Origin of the sequence: Nocardia asteroides, assembly GCF_021183625.1 — a bacterium.
GTDB lineage: Bacteria > Actinomycetota > Actinomycetes > Mycobacteriales > Mycobacteriaceae > Nocardia > Nocardia asteroides_A.
On sequence record NZ_CP089214.1, the window covers coordinates 1,998,894 to 2,014,890 of the forward strand.

Sequence of the window (15,997 nt, forward strand, 5' to 3'; positions counted from 1 at the left end):
CTCGGTACTCCCATCCCGGCCGTCGTGTACAGCACGTTCAGGAAGTATGCCGGGTCGGGGGTGCGCAGTCAGCCCACCAGAATCGGGGGCGCGGTCATCCCATCAGTTGCGCGGCGATGGTGCCGCCGAGTTCCCAGCACTGCTCGAGATCGGCCTTGGACGGCTTGCCGGAGACGACGACGTGCTCGGCGGCCTTGACCCAGCCGAGGCCGGTGGTGATGGAGTCGACCGCGCGGACCGCGCCCTCGGTGCCCTCGTTGCCGTGCAGGTAGAGGCCGAAGGGGCGGCCGCGGGTGGTGTCGATGGCCTGGTAGTAGACGGTGTCGAAGGCGTGTTTGAGGGCGCCGCTCATGTAGCCGAGGTTGGCTGGGGTGCCGAGGAGGTAGCCGTCGGCCTCCAGCACGTCGATCGGCGCGACGGTGAGCGCGGGGCGGCGGACGACCTCGACGCCCTCGATCTCGGGATCGGTGGCGCCGCGCAGCACCGCCTCGAACATCTCGTGTGTGTGCGGCGACGGCGTGTGGTGCACGATCAGCAGGCGGGGCACGGGCTCACCGGTCCAGGCGTTCCAGGGCGACGGCGCGGCGCATGGCCTCGCGGGCGCGGGAGCGGTCGCCGGCCAGGTCGTAGGCGCGGGCCAGGCGGTAGGAGGAGCGCCAGTTGTCCGGGTCGGCTTCCCATTCGGCCTTGACCCGGTCGAAGAGCGCGTCGGCGGCGGGCCGCTCCACCCGGCCGGAGGGGCGGCGCGGCAGCTCGGCGGTGTCGAGTTCGCGGCCCTCGGCGTGCATGCGGCGGGCCAGGTGCTGGTGCGCCAGCGCGGCGCGCAGGGTGGCGACCACGATCCAGACCCCGAGCAGCGGCAGGATCAGCACGCCGACGCCGATCGCGACGGCCGCCGCCGCGCCGGAGGTGAGCAGCTCGATCGCGATCCGGCCGAGCAGCAGGAAGTAGAAGCCGAGCGCCAGCACCAGGGCGGCGATGAAGGCGACCCGCCTCAGCACGTCGCCCGCGGGCGCGGATTCGGTCACAGATCCAGGAACGGGTCGAGCCCGACGGTGAGGCCGGGGCGGGCGGCGATGCTCCGGACGCCGAGCAGCACGCCGGGGGCGAAGGAGTTCCGGTCGATGGAGTCGTGCCGGATGGTCAGCGTCTCGCCCTGGGTGCCGAAGAGCACCTCCTGGTGCGCGACCAGCCCGGCGAGCCGCACCGAGTGCACCCGCACCCCGTCGACGTCGGCGCCGCGCGCGCCGTCCAGCTCGGTGCTGGTGGCGTCCGGGCTGCGGCCGACCCCGGCCTTCGCCCTCGCCTCGGCGATCAGCCCGGCGGTGCGGTAGGCGGTGCCGGACGGCGCGTCCGCCTTGTTCGGGTGGTGCAGCTCCACCACCTCGACCGACTCGAAGAACCGCGCCGCCTGCTCGGCGAAGCGCATGCAGAGCACCGCGCCGATGGCGAAGTTCGGCGCGATCAGCACACCGGTCTCCGGGCTCTCCGCCAGCCGGTCGCGCACCTCGGCGAGCCTGCCGTCGTCGAAGCCGGTCGTCCCGACCACGGCGTGGATTCCGTGCTCGATCAGGAACTTCAGGTTGCCCATCACCACGTCGGGGTGCGTGAAGTCGACGACGACCTCGGTGTTCGCGTCGGTGAAGGCGGTCAGCGCGTCGTCCTTGTCGACGGTGGCGACCAGCTCCAGGTCGTCCGCCGCCGTCACCGCGGCGCAGATGGCCCGGCCGACCCTTCCCTGCGCGCCGAGTACTCCGACCCGAATCGTCACCGCTGCTCCTCTCGTCCCGAACTCCGGTGAGCCTATCGTCAGAACAGGATCACCTGGCGCAGCGCGTTCCCCGCGGCCAGCTCGTCCATGGCGGCGTTGATCTGCTCCAGCCCGATCCGGGCGGAGACCAGCCGCTCCACCGGCAGCCTGCCCGCGCGCCACAGCCGCACGTACTCCGGGATGTCCCTGGCGGGCACCGCGGAGCCGAGGTAGCTGCCGACGATCGAGCGGCCCTGCGCCACCAGCGCCAGCGGCGAGATGCTCGCGCGGGCGTCCGGGGCGGGCAGCCCGACGGTGACCGTGGTGCCGCCGGGCGCGGTCGCGGCCACCGCGGTCTCGAAGGCGCGGATATTGCCCGCGGCCTCCACCACCACCTCGGCCTGCACACCCCGCTCGGCCACCTCGGCGGGGGTGAGCGCGGCGGTGGCGCCGAGTTCGCGGGCCAGCGCCAGCTTCTCCGGCACGGTGTCGACGGCGATCACCTCGCCGACCCCGAGCGAGGCCGCGACCAGCAGCGCCGCCATCCCGACGCCGCCGAGCCCGACCACCATGATCCGGTCGCCCAGCGCGGGCGGCGCCGAGTTGAGCAGCGCACCGCCGCCGGTGAGCACCGCGCAGCCGAGCACCGCGGCGACCTCGGGCGGGACGTCGTCGTCGACCGGGACCACCGAGCGGCGGTCGACGACGGCGTGCGTGGCGAAGGCGGAGACGCCGAGGTGGTGGTGCACCTCCGCGCCGTCGCGGCGCAGCCTGCGGCCACCGCCGAGCAGCTCGCCCGCGTTGTTCGCGGCGCTGCCGGGGATGCACGGCGTGCGGCCCTCGCTGGCACAGCCTGCGCACTCGCCGCAGCGCGGCAGGAAGGTCATGACGACGCGCTGCCCGACGGCGATGTCCGGCTCGCCGGGGCCGACCGCCTCGACCCGGCCGGAAGCCTCGTGCCCGAGCAGCATCGGCACCGGGCGCACCCGGTTGCCGTCGACCACGGAGAGGTCCGAGTGGCACAGCCCCGCCGCCTCGATCCGCACCAGCAGCTCGCCCGGCCCCGGCTCGGCCAGCTCCAGCTCGGAGATGGTGAGCGGCGCCGATTCGGCGAACGGGGCGGGCGCGGCGATGCGCTCCAGGACGGCTCCACGGATCCTCATGGCGCCGACGCTACCCGGCGGTGCGGCGGCGCAGGCCGAGCCCGGCGGCGACGAGGCAGGCCACGGCGGCGGCAGAGACGAACCACGGGAAGACCGTGCTCAGCCCCCAGGTGTTGGCGGCCCACCCGGCGAGCACCGTCGGCAGCGCCATGGCGGTGTAGGCGAGCAGGTAGTAGGCCGACATGGTCTCGCCGCGCCGGTGCTGCGGCACCACGTTCGAGAGGTGCCGCAGCGAACCACCGAAGCCGAGCCCGAAGGTGCCACCGAGGAACACCCCGGCCAGCAGCACCGCGACCCAGCTGTGCGTCGCCAGCGCCGGAATCAACGCGAGCAGCGCGAAGGCCATCCCGATATCGCCGACGACGGCGGCCCGCCGCGCCGGAACGCGGGTGGCGACGAGCTGCACCAGCGCGGCGGAGAGCGCGGTCGCGGCCACCACCGCGCCGCCGAAGACCAGGTTGTGGATGCCGGTCTGGCGCGCGGCCAGCGACGGGTAGAGCGAGAGCAGCACGCCGAGCACCGACCACGCCGCCATCACGCCGATCGCGGAGAACCAGAAGTCGCCGCGGATCTCGGCGGGCACCGACGGCCTGGCGATCCGGATCCGCCCGGCCACCCGGGCCGCGTGCGGCTCGCGCAGCGCGATCACCCCGGCCGCGATGGCCAGGCAGACCACGCTGATCACCACGTACGGCGTGCGCAGCGGGTACGGCGCGTACTGGGCGAGCAGCGCCGAGCCGAGGATCGTCACCGCCATCCCGACGTTGAACGCCACCCCGCTGAGCTGCCCGGAGCGCGCACCGCGGTGCGGCCGCAGGTCGAGCAGCGCGGCCGCGCCCGCCACCACGGTGGCGCCGACCGCCAAGCCGTGCAGCGCGCGGGCGAGCACCAGCATGGGCACCGAGTCGGCGGCCACGAAGACCACCAGCCCGGCGATCATGGTGCCGAAGGCGCCGAGCAGCACCGGCTTGCGGCCGAGCACGTCGGAGATCCGGCCGGCCACCAGCACCGCCACCAGCGCCGCGACGGCGTACACCGCGAAGATGACCGTGGTGGTGAGCGGCGACAGGTTCCACTCGGACTCGTAGAGCCCGTAGAGCGGGGCGGGCGCGCCGGAGACCCCGAGCGCGACCCCGGTCGCCGCCAGGACCAGGGGATAGGCCCAGCGCTGCACCGCCGGCTGGGCGATGGTCGCGGTCATCGCGGCTCCCGTCCGATAGGTTTGATGGTTGTCGAACCGCACTCGACCATACGGCCCGGGTACGATAACCATCAAACCTGAGTGAGGTAGATCATGAGCGAAGTGTCGACGCCGGTGGCGCCGCTGTCCGCCGTGCTCGGCGCGCTGCAGGACCCGGTCCGGCTGGAGATGGTGCGCCGGCTGGCCAACGCCGATGGCCCGGTGCGGTGTGCGGCGCTCTACGACGCGATCAACAAGTCCACCGCCACGCACCACTTCAAGATCCTGCGCGAGGCGGGGGTGATCGAGCGGCTCACCGTCGCGGGGAACACCTGCCAGCGGCTGCGCCGCGCCGAACTCGACACCGCGCTGCCCGGGCTGCTGCCCGCGGTGGTGGCAGCCGCCAACCGCGGCGGCGGCTGAGCCGATGGCGGCTCGGCACCTCAGCCGCCGACACAGCCGGGGCCGAGCAGCGCCTTCAGCTCGCCCAGTAGCGCGGGCGACGGATCGACCCGGTAGCCGGGGACGGCGAGCCGGTACTCGCGATGCACCCCGTGCAGCACTATCCGCACCTCGGCGCCGCCCGGATGTCTGCGCAGTACCTCGCGCAGCGTACGCACGGTGTCGGGAGTGCAGCCCCGTGCGGTCAGGTGCAGGTCGAGCGGGCGGTCGGTGAGTTCGGGCACGGTAACCCGTTCGCCGAGCAGCGAACGCCGCCCCTCGCGCACGCTGACCCTGGCCGCGATCACCACCACCGCGTCCTCGGCGAGCAGCGCGGCCGCCGTGGCGTAGGCGGCCGGGAAGAAAAGCACCTCGGCGGCGGCATCCAGCTCCTCCAGCCGCACCACCGCCCACGGATCGCCCTTGCGGGTGACCCGCCGATCGACCCCGGCGACCAGCCCGCCGACCACGACCGTCCGGCCGTGCGGGAGCGCGCCGAGCGCGGTCAGCGGGGTATCGGTCAGCGCGGCCAGCACCGCCGCCAGTCCGTCCAGCGGATGCCCGGACACATACAGCCCGAGCATGTCCCGCTCGAAGGCGAGCCGTTCGCGTGGCTCCCACTCGACCTCGGGCACCGCGGGCTCGAGCAGCGCCGCCGCCTCCGGCTCCGCCTCGGCGAACAGGTCGTACTGGCCGAGCGCGGCCGCCCGCCGGGATGCCGCCGCCGCGTCCACCGCCGCGCCGTGGATCTCGTGCAGTCCGCGCCGCGGATATCCGAGCGAATCGAAGGCACCCGCCTTGATCAGCGACTCCGCCACCTTCCGCACCCCGCCCGCCCTGGTCAGGTAGTCGCCGAACCCGGTGAACGGGCCGGTACCGCGGGCTCGGAGGACCTCGGCCACCACCGGTTCGCCCACGTTGCGCACCGCGCCGAGCCCGAACCGGATGTCCGCGCCGACGCTGGTGAAGGTCGCCGCCGACTCGTTGACGTCCGGCGGCAGTACCCGGATCCCGCGGCGCCTGCAGTCGGCCAGGTAGACCGCGGACTTGTCCTTGTCGTCGCCCACCGAGGTGAGCAGCGCCGCCATGAACTCGGCCGGATGGTTGGCCTTGAGGAAGGCGGTCCAATACATGACCAGGCTGTATCCCGCCGCGTGCGACTTGTTGTACGCGTACCCCGCGAAGGGAAGCACCGCCTCCCAGAGCGCGGTCACCGCCGCGTCGCTGTAGCCATTGCCGCGCATGCCCTTGCGGAAGGTCTCGAACTCGCGGGCCAGCACCTCGGGCTTCTTCTTGCCCATCGCCCGGCGCAGCAGATCGGCTTGGCCCAGCGAGTACCCGGCCACCTGCTGCGCGATCTGCATGATCTGCTCCTGGTAGACGATGAGCGCGTAGGTCTCGGCGAGAATCTCGCGCAACGGCTCATCCAGCTCAGGGTGGATCGGGGTGACGGCCTCGCGCCCGTTCTTCCGGTCCGCGTAGGCCCAGTGCGCGCCGACGCCCATCGGCCCGGGCCGGTACAGCGCGTTCGAGGCGATCAAGTCGTTGAACTCGGTGGGCGCCATGCGCAGCAGCAGCTCGCGCATCCCGGCCGAATCCATCTGGAAAACACCGAGATTGTCGCCGCGGGCCAGCATGGCGTAGGTGGCGGCATCGTCCAGCGCCAGCGTCTCGGGATCCAGCTCGATGCCGCGGCCGCCGCGCAGATTGTCCAGGCAGTCGCCGATCACGGTGAGCGTGCGCAGGCCGAGGAAATCCATCTTGAGCAGCCCGAGCTCCTCGCAGGACGGGTAGTCCCAGCCGGTGATGACCGCACCGTCCTGCCTGCGCTTCCACAGCGGCACCACGTCCAGCAGCGGCTCACTGGAGAGGATCACCGCGCAGGCGTGCACCCCGGCGCCGCGCACCATGCCCGCCAGCCCGGCGGCGGTGTCGTGGATCCGGCGCAGATTCGGGTCGGCCTCCAGCAGCGCGCGCACCTCGGCGGCCTCGCCGTACCGTTCGTGCGCCGGATCGGTGATGCCCGCGATCGGAATGTCCGCTGCCGCCACCGGCGGCGGCAGCGCCTTGGTGATCCGGTCGGCCAGCGCGAAGCCCGGCTGGCCGAAATGCACCCGGGCGGCGTCCTTGTACGCGGCCTTGGTCTTGATGGTGCCGAAGGTGATCACCTGGGCCACCCGGTCCGCGCCCCAGCGGTCGGTGGCGTAGCGGATCATCTCGCCGCGCCTGCGGTCATCGAAGTCGATATCGATATCCGGCGCCGACGGCCGCTCCGGATTCAGGAAGCGCTCGAACAGCAGGCCGTGCTCGATGGGGTCGATATTCGTGATGGCGAGTGCGTAGGCCACCAGTGAGCCCGCCGCGGAACCGCGCCCCGGCCCCACTCGGATGCCGACCTCGCGGGCGTGCGCCACGAGATCCCCGACCACCAGGAAGTAGGCCGGAAATCCCTTGTCCCTGATGATGTCCAGCTCGTATCCGGCTCGCTCGCGGTAGCCCGCGGGCACCCCGGCCGGGAAGCGGCGGCACAGCCCGGCCTCGACCTCGCGGCGCAGCCAGCTGTCCTGGGTGTGGCCCGTCGGCACCGGGAACACCGGCATCCGATCGCGGAACGCCCAGACCTCGTCGTACGGCTCGACCCGCTCGGCCAGCTCGAGCGTGGCGTCGCAGGCGCCGGGCACCTCGGCGTCCCACAGCGCGCGCATCTCGGCCGCCGATTTCAGGTAGTAGCCGTCGCCGTCGAACCGGAAGCGGCCCGGGTCGGCGAGCGTGCGACCGGTCTGCACGCAGAGCATGGCCTCGTGCGCCTCGGCCTGCTCCCGGTGCACGTAGTGGCAGTCGTTGCTGGCCAGCGGGGGGAGCCCCGCCTTCCGGCCGACGGCGAGCAGATCTTCGCGCACCCGGCGCTCGATGGTCAGGCCGTGATCCATGAGCTCGAGGTGGAAGTTGCCAGTCCCGAAGATGTCCCGCCACGTCCCCGCCGCCGCCACCGCCTCGTCGAACTGCCCGAGCCGCAGCCGGGTCTGCACCTCGCCCGACGGGCAGCCGGTGGTGGCGACGATGCCATCGGCGTGCGCGGCGACGAGTTCGGCGTCCATCCGCGGCCATTTGCCCAGCTGCCCCTCGAACGAGGCCAGGGTGGCGAGCCGGAAGAGGTTGCGCAGCCCGGTGGCGTTCACCGCGATCATGGTCATGTGCGTGTAGGCGCCGGAGCCCGCGACATCGTCGCCCTTCTGCCCAGGCTCGCCCCAGAACACCCGTTCGGTGCGAAACCGCGATTCCGGCGCCACATACGCCTCGATCCCGATGATCGGCCGCACCGCGGAATTCCTGGACTGCCGGTGGAACTCGGCCGCGCCGTACAGGTTCCCGTGGTCGGTCATCCCCACCGCGGGCATGCCGAGCCGCTCGGCCTCGGCGAAGAGCGCACCGGTCTTCGCCATGCCGTCCAGCATCGAGAACTCGGTGTGGTTGTGCAGGTGCACGAAAGATCCCGGCATTACCATCCTCGGTTGTGATCGCGTCGGCACGATGCGGATCATCTGACCAGCTGAGCTCGGCCTGGTCGAACAAGAGACACGCAGTCAGGGACAACCGAAGGATGTACGTGGAGCACGGGACGGATCTGGATCTGGCGGCGGTGCGCGGGTTCCTCGCGGTGGCCGACGAGGGGCAGCTCACGCTGGCCGCGGTGGTGCTCGGCATCAGCCAGCAGGCGGTGTCCAAGCGGATCGCCAAACTGGAAGCAGCACTGGGGGTCACGCTCTTCGAGCGGGTGCGCACCGGGGCGGTGCCGACGGTGGCGGGCACCCGTTTCCTGCCGCACGCGCGGTCACTGCTGGCTCTGGCCGAGGAGGCGGTGGCGACGGTACGGGCCTTCCCGCGGCCACTGCGGGTCGCGGTGCTCGGTGAGCGGCAGGCGGCCATGCGCTCGATGCGCTTCTACCTGGATCGGCACCCCGGCTCGAATATCGAGATCGTGCTCTCCGATGCCTTCGTCACCTCGCGGGACGCGCTGCTCAGCGGGCGCGCGGACGCCGCCTTCGCCAGAGCGAACGGCGGGCCGCGCCCGCTGCCTGCGTATATCTCGGCCGCGCCGGTGCTACTGGAGCCGCTGCACCTGCTGGTCGGGCGGCGGCACCCGCTGGCCGGGCAGGCCGCGGTGCCGCTGGCCGAGCTGGCAGGTAGCTCGGTGTGGGTGCCGGGCGCGGCGGTGCCGTCCGAGTGGGCGGATTTCTATCGTGACCTGGGCGAGTTCGCGGATATCGAGATCGATACCGCGCGCCCGGAGCCGGGCTCGGGGATCGGGCGCATGGTGGAGCGGATCGCTGCCTCGGACGTGCTCTGCACCTTCAACGGCGACGACTTCGACACGCCCTACCACCCGGAGCTGCGGCGGGTCCGGGTGGTCGACCCGGCCCCCGCCTACCCGCACGCCCTGCTCTGGGACGCCACCGACCCGCACCCCGACCTCACCGAGCTGCTCGCCCACTGCCGCGCGCACTACAACGCCGACACTGCGGCCTCCTGCTGGCTCCCCGAACCCGACCGCCCGCTCTTCGTGGGCTGACAACGCCCGCGAGCACCGCGGTGGCACGTCCCTAGTTCTCCACCAACCGCCGCACCGCGACCGGAAGATCGCGGGTCCGCCGGTACGGCCCGGCGACGGCGGCGGCCATGGGCCGGGCGAGCAGGGTGCGGGCGACGGCGTCGACCTGCTCGGTGGTGACCGCGTCGATCCGCGCCAGCGTCTCGGAGACGCTGCGGTGGTTGCCGTAGTTGAGCTCGCTGCGCCCGATCCGGTTCATCCGGGAGCCGGAATCCTCCAGGCCGAGCACGAGCCCGCCGCGCAGCGACCCCTTGGCCCGCGCGCACTCGGCATCGGTGATGCCGTTCGCCGCCACGTCCTCGAGCACGCCGCGGGCCAGTGCGGCGACGGTGCCGAGGTTCTCCGGCTGGCAGCCGAGCGCGACCGAGAAGGCGCCGGTGTCGGCGAAGGTGTCGACCCCGGAGTACACCGAGTAGGCCAGCCCGCGCTCCTCCCGGATGGCCTGGAAGAGCCGCGAGCTGAGCCCGCCGCCGACCACGGTGTTGAGCACCGAGAGCGGCCAGCGCTTGTCTCCCTCGTGCCTGCCGTAGGCGCGCACGCCGAAGGCCAGGTGCGATTGCTCGCTGTCCCGGTTGCTCCAGTGCAGGGTGGGCGTGGTGCGGGTGCGGAAGCGCCCCTCGCGCCGGGGCGCGGGTGCGGCGGCCGGGTCGAGCCGGTGCGCGAAGGCCCGCTGCACCAGCTCGACGGTGTGCTCGTGCTCGATATTGCCCGCGACCGCGACGACCATCCGCTCCGGCCGGTAGCGGCGCTGGTGAAAGGAGCGCAGCTGGGTGGAGCGCATGGCCTCGATGGACTCCACCGAGCCGATGACCGGGCGCCCGATCGGGTGGTCGCCGAAGAGCGCGGTGAGAAAGGCGTCGCCGACCAGATCTTCCGGGTCGTCGTCGCGCATGGCGATCTCCTCGAGCACCACCTGCCGCTCGACCTCGACGTCGGCGGCCCGGCACAGCCCGTTCAGCACCACGTCGGAGACGAGTTCGACCGCGAGCGGCAGGTCCTCATCGATCACGTGCGCGTAGTAGCAGGTCTGTTCCTTGGCGGTGAAGGCGTTGAGCTCGCCGCCGACGGCGTCCACGGACTGCGCGATGTCCAGGGCGCTGCGGGTCGGGGTGGCCTTGAACAGCAGGTGTTCCAGGAAGTGCGCGGCGCCGGCGACGCCGGGGCCCTCGTCCCTGGAGCCGACGCCGACCCAGACGCCGACGGAGGCGGAGCGCACGCCGGGCACGTGCTCGGTGACGATGCGCAACCCACCGGGCAGCTCGGTGCGGCGGACCCCGCTGTCCGAGCCGAGCTCCTCGGCGGTGGCGGTTCGGAGCGACGAACCCCCCTGCTCACCGCGGAGCAGAGGGGCCGTCGTGTTCTCGGTACTCACAGATACCGTGTCTACTCGCTTTCGGCGGTGGCGGCCTCGGGGGCCGCGGCTTCGACGGTGTCCTCGACCGGGACCAGCGAGATCTTGCCGCGGTTGTCGATATCGGCGATCTCGACGCGCAGCTTGTCGCCGACGTTGACCACGTCCTCGACCTTGGCGACGCGCTTGCCGTTGCCCAGCTTGGAGATGTGCACCAGCCCGTCGCGGCCGGGCAGCAGCGAGACGAACGCGCCGAAGGCGGTGGTCTTCACGACCGTGCCGAGGAAGCGCTCGCCGACCTTCGGCAGCTGCGGGTTGGCGATGGCGTTGATCATGTCGATCGCGGCCTGGGCCGACGGGCCGTCGGTCGCGCCGACGAACACGGTGCCGTCGTCCTCGATGGAGATGTTGGCGCCGGTCTCCTCGGTGATCTGGTTGATGACCTTGCCCTTGGGGCCGATCACCTCGCCGATCTTGTCCACCGGGATCTTGATCGCGGTGACGCGCGGGGCGTACGGGCTCATCTCGTCCGGGCTGGTGATGGCCTCGGCCATCACGTCGAGGATCGTGGTGCGGGCGTCGTGCGCCTGCGCCAGCGCACCGGCGAGCACCTGCGAGGGGATGCCGTCCAGCTTGGTGTCGAGCTGCAGCGCGGTGACGAAGTCGCGGGTGCCCGCGACCTTGAAGTCCATGTCGCCGAAGGCATCCTCGGCGCCGAGGATGTCGGTGAGCGCGACGTAGCGCACCTCGTCGGTGCCGTCGGCGCCGGTGATGGTGTCCGAGACCAGGCCCATCGCGATGCCTGCGACCGGCGCCCTGAGCGGCACGCCCGCGTTCAGCAGCGAGAGCGTCGAGGCGCAGACCGAGCCCATCGAGGTGGAGCCGTTGGAGCTCAGCGCCTCGGAGACCTGCCGGATGGCGTAGGGGAACTCCTCCTGGCTGGGCAGCACCGGCAGCAGGGCGCGCTCGGCGAGCGCGCCGTGGCCGATCTCGCGCCGCTTGGGCGAGCCGACCCGGCCGGTCTCACCGGTGGAGTACGGCGGGAAGTTGTAGTGGTGCATGTAGCGCTTGCTGGTCTCCGGGCCGAGCGAGTCGACCTGCTGCGCCATCTTCACCATGTCCAGCGTGGTGACGCCGAGGATCTGGGTCTCGCCGCGCTCGAACAGCGCCGAGCCGTGCGCCCGCGGGATCACGGCGACCTCGGCGGAGAGCGCGCGGATGTCGGCGAGGCCGCGGCCGTCGATCCGGAAGCTGTCGGTCAGGATGCGCTTGCGCACCAGCTTCTTGGTGAGCGAGCGGAAGGCGGCGCCCAGCTCCTTCTCCCGGCCGGCGAAGGTCTCGCCGAGCTGGTCGAGGACGGTGAGCTTGATCGAGTCGATCTTCTCCTCGCGCTCCTGCTTGCCCGCGATGCCGAGCGCCTCGCCGAGCTGCGCGCCCGCGGCGGTCTCGACGGCGGCGAAGACGTCGTCGGCGTAGGGCGGGAAGAGCGGGAACTCGCCGGTCGGCTTGGCGGCCAGCGCGGCCAGGTCGGCCTGCGCGCGGACCAGCCGGGCGATGAACGGCTTGGCGGCCTCCAGCCCCTCGGCGACGACGGCCTCGGTGGGCGCCTGCGCACCCGCGTCGACCAGCGCGATCACGTTGGTGGTCGCCTCGGCCTCGACCATCATGATGGCGACGTCACCGGAGTCGACCACGCGGCCGGCCACGACCATGTCGAAGACGGCGTGCTCGAGCTGCTCGACGGTCGGGAAGGCGACCCACTGCTGGGCGCCGCCGACGGCGGGGTCCTGCAGCAGCGCGACCCGGACGCCGCCGACCGGGCCGGAGAACGGGAGCCCGGCGATCTGGGTGGAGGCGGAGGCGGCGTTGATCGCGACCACGTCGTACAGGTCGTTCGGGTCGAGGCTCAGGATGGTGACGACCACCTGGATCTCGTTGCGCAGCCCGTCGACGAAGGAGGGGCGCAGCGGCCGGTCGATCAGCCGGCAGGTGAGGATCGCGTCGGTGGAGGGCCTGCCCTCGCGCCGGAAGAAGGAGCCCGGGATGCGGCCCGCGGCGTACATCCGCTCCTCGACGTCCACCGTCAGCGGGAAGAAGTCGAAGTGGTCCTTGGGTGCCTTGCCCGCCGAGGTGGCGGAGAGCAGCATCGTCTCGTCGTCCAGGTAGGCGGCGACCGCGCCTGCCGCCTGCTGGGCCAGCCGGCCGGTCTCGAAGCGGACCGTGCGGGTGCCGTAGGCGCCGTTGTCGATCAGCGCGACGGACTCGAACACGCCGGGCTCGACCTCGACGGCCGTGGAGTTACGTTCGATGGTGTCGGTCATATGTTCTGTTCAACCTCTCGTCTTCGCCGGATCCAGCGCCCGTCGGGCGCGACCCGGCATTTCGTCAGCCGTTCCGGACACGGACACGCGGCAGCCTCGTGCTGCGCAACGCGCGCACCCGGCCGTTCCCCCTTGGGAGCGGCGACGCGGAGGCGGTCATCGATCGAAGCCCGCCGGACGGTTTCCCCACCGTGCCGGGAGGCCACTACCGAAGACCGACGCCACGCGACGGGTGCGTCCGGCTGTTGCCGTAGTTGTCCGGGCGCGAGATCGGGTCTCGCTGCCACAGAGGAGCCAACGTCCAGATTGTACGTCTACCCGCGGGTAAATCCCCCGGACCCCCCGCCCTTCAGCGCCCAGCGCTGGTCACAGCGCCTTTCCGGCGCGCCAGAAGGAAGAGAATATTTTCTCGGGGGCGCAAGCGCCCCCGACCCCCCCGGGGCCGAGCGCCCCGAACCCCGTCCCGCAGGGCCGAGCGCGCCGAATCCCGGCCTACGGGGCCGAGCGCCCGAATCCTGACCTACGAGGCGAGCGCGCGGAATCCTGGCCTACAGGGCCGAGCGCCCGGATCCACGTCCTGCGGGGCCGAGCGCCCCAAATCCCGGGCTACGGGAGAGGGCCCGAATCCCGGGCTACGGCGCGAGCGCCCGAACCACGTCCTGCGGGGCGCAATAATCAGAAGCCTGATCCCTCTGCGCAGCGCCGAGTACAGATGCGGGTAGCGAGGGACGTTCGCAGCGACCCCTCGGTATCGCCCGAGTAGCGAGATCCCCTACCGACCCGGCCCCGTCGGGGGGCGAGTCTTACGAGCCCCGTTCGCGGCCGGCTCGCGTTCGAGCACTCGAAGCGCATGCGCCGCAGGCGCGAGTCTCGAGTGCTCGAACGCGAGCCTTGGGGGCCGCGAACACGCGCGCCGAAGGCGCGCCATCAAACACAGCTTACCGACGCAGGCCAAGCCGCTCGATCAGCGACCGGTAGCGTGCGATGTCGTTGTCCGCCAAATACTTCGACAGCCGCTTACGACGCCCGATCAGCGCCATCAGCCCGTGCCGCGTGTGGTGGTCGTGCTTGTGCTTCTTGAGGTGCTCGGTGATGTCGGCGATCCGCTTCGACAGCATCGCGATCTGGGCCTCCGGCGAGCCGGTGTCCTTCTCGTGCAGGCCGTATTCGGCGAGGATGGCGGACTTCTGTTCGGTGGTCAATGCCATGCGGCGACGCACTCCTGTTTCTCAGTTCCGCGCGGATGGTGTCCGGGAACTCCCGGCCGGGCGCCGCCGCGGACCGCAGCAAACCCGAGGAACCACCTTACCGGAGCGTTATCCGCGGGCGAGCACCGCCCTGGCGGCGTCGACGTCGCCCGCCATGGCGTCGACCAGCTCGTCGACAGAGTCGAACTTGCGCATTCCGCGCAGGTGCTCGACGAAGTCGACGGCGACGTGCTGCCCGTAGAGGTCGGCTTCGCGGTCGAGGACGTAGGCCTCGACGGTGCGCGCGCGCCCGGAGAAGGTGGGGTTGGTGCCGACCGAGATGGCGGCCATGGCGCGCTGCCCGGGGGCGACGGTGTCGATGGTGGGGCCGGGGCCGAGCACGGTGAACCAGCCGGCGTAGACGCCGTCGGCGGGGATGGCGGCGTGCATGGGCGGGGCGACGTTGGCGGTGGGGTAGCCGAGGGTGCGGCCGCGGCCGTCGCCGTGCACGACGACGCCTTCGACCCGGTGCGGCCTGCCGAGCGCTTCGGTGGCGTTGGCCATGTCGCCGGCGTCGACGCAGGCGCGGATGTAGGTGGAGGAGTAGGTGACGGTCTGTTCGCCGAGCAGGGTGACGGCGTCGACTTCGAAGCCCCAGCGCAGCCCGAGTTCGCGCATGGTCTCGACGGTGCCCGCGGCTTTCTTGCCGAAGGTGAAGTTGTCGCCGACCACGACCTCGGCGACGTGCAGCCGTTCGACCAGCAGGTCGTGCACGTAGCGGGAGGGGGTGAGTTTCATGAAGTCGTGCGTGAAGGGCATCACGCAGAACACGTCGACGCCGAGTTCCTCGGCGAGCTCGGCGCGCCGGGTGAGGGTGGTGAGCTGGGCCGGGTGCGAGCCGGGGCGCACGACCTCCATGGGGTGCGGGTCGAAGGTCATGAGCACCGCGGGGACGCCGCGCGCGGCGGCCGATTTCACCGCCCTGCTGATGAGTTGCGCGTGGCCCCGGTGCACACCGTCGAACACACCGATGGTGACTACGCAGCGTCCCCAGTCCGCGGGCACGTCGTCGAGACTTCGCCATCTCAGCACAGTGCGCAGCCTACGCACTGTGCGCGCCGATGCGTATTCGGGCCGGGCCCCGGATGCTCGAGGTCACGACCGGTGGTCGGGGCGGTGAATCGGAGGTTGCCGGTGGCGGTGTGTCGTGTGGATCGGGCGTGGCGCGCATAAGCTCGAAATGTGCCCGGGAAACGAGACATGACGACCCGCCGCGAGCTGACCGACGCGCCGGAAGCTGCGGCGGGCGGGGCCGCGACGGTGGCGCCGGTGCTGAGTTCGGTCGCGCAGGACTATTTGAAGGTGATCTGGACGGCGCAGGAGTGGTCGCCGGAGAAGGTGTCGACGAAGCTGCTGGCGGAGCGGATCGGGGTGTCCGCGTCGACGGTCTCCGAGGCGGTCCGGAAGCTGGCCGATCAGGGGCTGGTGCTGCACGCGCGGTACGGCGCGATCACGCTGACCGAGGACGGCAGGCTCGCGGCGATCGCCATGGTGCGCAGGCATCGGCTGCTGGAGACGTTCCTGGTGAGCGAGCTCGGCTACGGGTGGGACGAGGTGCACGACGAGGCGGAGATTCTCGAGCACGCCGTCTCCGAGCTGCTGATGGCGCGGATCGACGCGAAACTCGGGTATCCGGATCGGGATCCGCACGGTGATCCGATTCCGTCGGTGGACGGTGCCGTGCCGACGCCGCCCGCTCGGCCGCTGAGCGAGTTCGCGGCGGGTGAGTCGGGGCGGGTGGCGCGGATCTCGGATTCCGACCCGGATATGTTGCGGTACTTCGATTCGGTGGGGATCGCGTTGGACACGGTGATCGCGGTCGTCGAGCGGCGGGATTTCGCCGGCACGATCGCGATCCGGATCGGCACCGCCGAAACCCCGATCGATCTCGGTCAGCCCGCCGCCGAAGCTATTTGGGTGACCATCTGACCGCAG

Annotated in this window: 13 protein-coding genes; 3 read left to right on the forward strand and 10 right to left on the reverse strand. The window is 71.8% G+C overall.

The window, feature by feature from the left end:
* Positions 1 to 94: 94 nt before the first annotated feature.
* The 5 genes from LTT61_RS09700 to LTT61_RS09720 are packed head-to-tail and all read right to left on the reverse strand — an operon-like array spanning position 95 to position 4,114.
* The gene (locus LTT61_RS09700; protein WP_233019601.1) at positions 95 to 547 is read right to left on the reverse strand and encodes a flavodoxin family protein; all 453 of its coding nucleotides are present in this window, start codon (positions 545 to 547) and stop codon (positions 95 to 97) included.
* Between the two features lie 4 nt (positions 548 to 551).
* Positions 552 to 1,028 (reverse strand): hypothetical protein, encoded by a 477-nt coding sequence (locus LTT61_RS09705; RefSeq protein ID WP_233019602.1) that lies wholly within the window; start codon positions 1,026 to 1,028, stop codon positions 552 to 554.
* On the reverse strand, positions 1,025 to 1,771 hold the full coding sequence (gene dapB, locus LTT61_RS09710; RefSeq protein ID WP_233019603.1) for a 4-hydroxy-tetrahydrodipicolinate reductase: 747 nt from the start codon (positions 1,769 to 1,771) through the stop codon (positions 1,025 to 1,027). Before dapB ends, LTT61_RS09705 begins: the two co-directional genes overlap by 4 nt.
* 38 nt (positions 1,772 to 1,809) lie before the next feature.
* Positions 1,810 to 2,913 (reverse strand): alcohol dehydrogenase catalytic domain-containing protein, encoded by a 1,104-nt coding sequence (locus tag LTT61_RS09715; RefSeq protein ID WP_233019604.1) that lies wholly within the window; start codon positions 2,911 to 2,913, stop codon positions 1,810 to 1,812.
* A gap of 10 nt (positions 2,914 to 2,923) precedes the next feature.
* Positions 2,924 to 4,114, reverse strand: a complete 1,191-nt coding sequence (locus LTT61_RS09720) for an MFS transporter (RefSeq protein ID WP_233019605.1) — start codon at positions 4,112 to 4,114, stop codon at positions 2,924 to 2,926.
* A gap of 93 nt (positions 4,115 to 4,207) precedes the next feature.
* Between LTT61_RS09720 and LTT61_RS09725 the strand changes: the two genes are divergently transcribed.
* Positions 4,208 to 4,516 (forward strand): ArsR/SmtB family transcription factor, encoded by a 309-nt coding sequence (locus tag LTT61_RS09725; protein ID WP_233019606.1) that lies wholly within the window; start codon positions 4,208 to 4,210, stop codon positions 4,514 to 4,516.
* A 20-nt stretch (positions 4,517 to 4,536) separates the two neighbouring features.
* Here LTT61_RS09725 and dnaE read toward each other — a convergent pair whose 3' ends face one another.
* A complete protein-coding gene (dnaE, locus tag LTT61_RS09730) occupies positions 4,537 to 8,034 on the reverse strand; it encodes a DNA polymerase III subunit alpha (RefSeq protein ID WP_233019607.1) in 3,498 nt (1,165 codons plus the stop codon).
* A gap of 107 nt (positions 8,035 to 8,141) precedes the next feature.
* Between dnaE and LTT61_RS09735 the strand changes: the two genes are divergently transcribed.
* On the forward strand, positions 8,142 to 9,104 hold the full coding sequence (locus tag LTT61_RS09735) for a LysR family transcriptional regulator (protein ID WP_233019608.1): 963 nt from the start codon (positions 8,142 to 8,144) through the stop codon (positions 9,102 to 9,104).
* A gap of 31 nt (positions 9,105 to 9,135) precedes the next feature.
* Here LTT61_RS09735 and LTT61_RS09740 read toward each other — a convergent pair whose 3' ends face one another.
* From LTT61_RS09740 to LTT61_RS09755, 4 genes are all read right to left on the reverse strand, one after another.
* A complete protein-coding gene (locus tag LTT61_RS09740; RefSeq protein ID WP_233020935.1) occupies positions 9,136 to 10,401 on the reverse strand; it encodes a M16 family metallopeptidase in 1,266 nt (421 codons plus the stop codon).
* A 125-nt stretch (positions 10,402 to 10,526) separates the two neighbouring features.
* Entirely contained in the window at positions 10,527 to 12,815 is a 2,289-nt protein-coding gene (locus LTT61_RS09745; protein WP_233019609.1) for a polyribonucleotide nucleotidyltransferase, read from the reverse strand.
* 938 nt (positions 12,816 to 13,753) lie between these two features.
* Positions 13,754 to 14,023, reverse strand: a complete 270-nt coding sequence (gene rpsO, locus LTT61_RS09750) for a 30S ribosomal protein S15 (RefSeq protein ID WP_233019610.1) — start codon at positions 14,021 to 14,023, stop codon at positions 13,754 to 13,756.
* 108 nt (positions 14,024 to 14,131) lie between these two features.
* Complete coding sequence (locus LTT61_RS09755) at positions 14,132 to 15,094, reverse strand: bifunctional riboflavin kinase/FAD synthetase (RefSeq protein WP_233019611.1); 963 nt, start codon at positions 15,092 to 15,094, stop codon at positions 14,132 to 14,134.
* Between the two features lie 168 nt (positions 15,095 to 15,262).
* Between LTT61_RS09755 and LTT61_RS09760 the strand changes: the two genes are divergently transcribed.
* Positions 15,263 to 15,991, forward strand: a complete 729-nt coding sequence (locus tag LTT61_RS09760; protein ID WP_233019612.1) for a metal-dependent transcriptional regulator — start codon at positions 15,263 to 15,265, stop codon at positions 15,989 to 15,991.
* Positions 15,992 to 15,997: the final 6 nt, after the last annotated feature.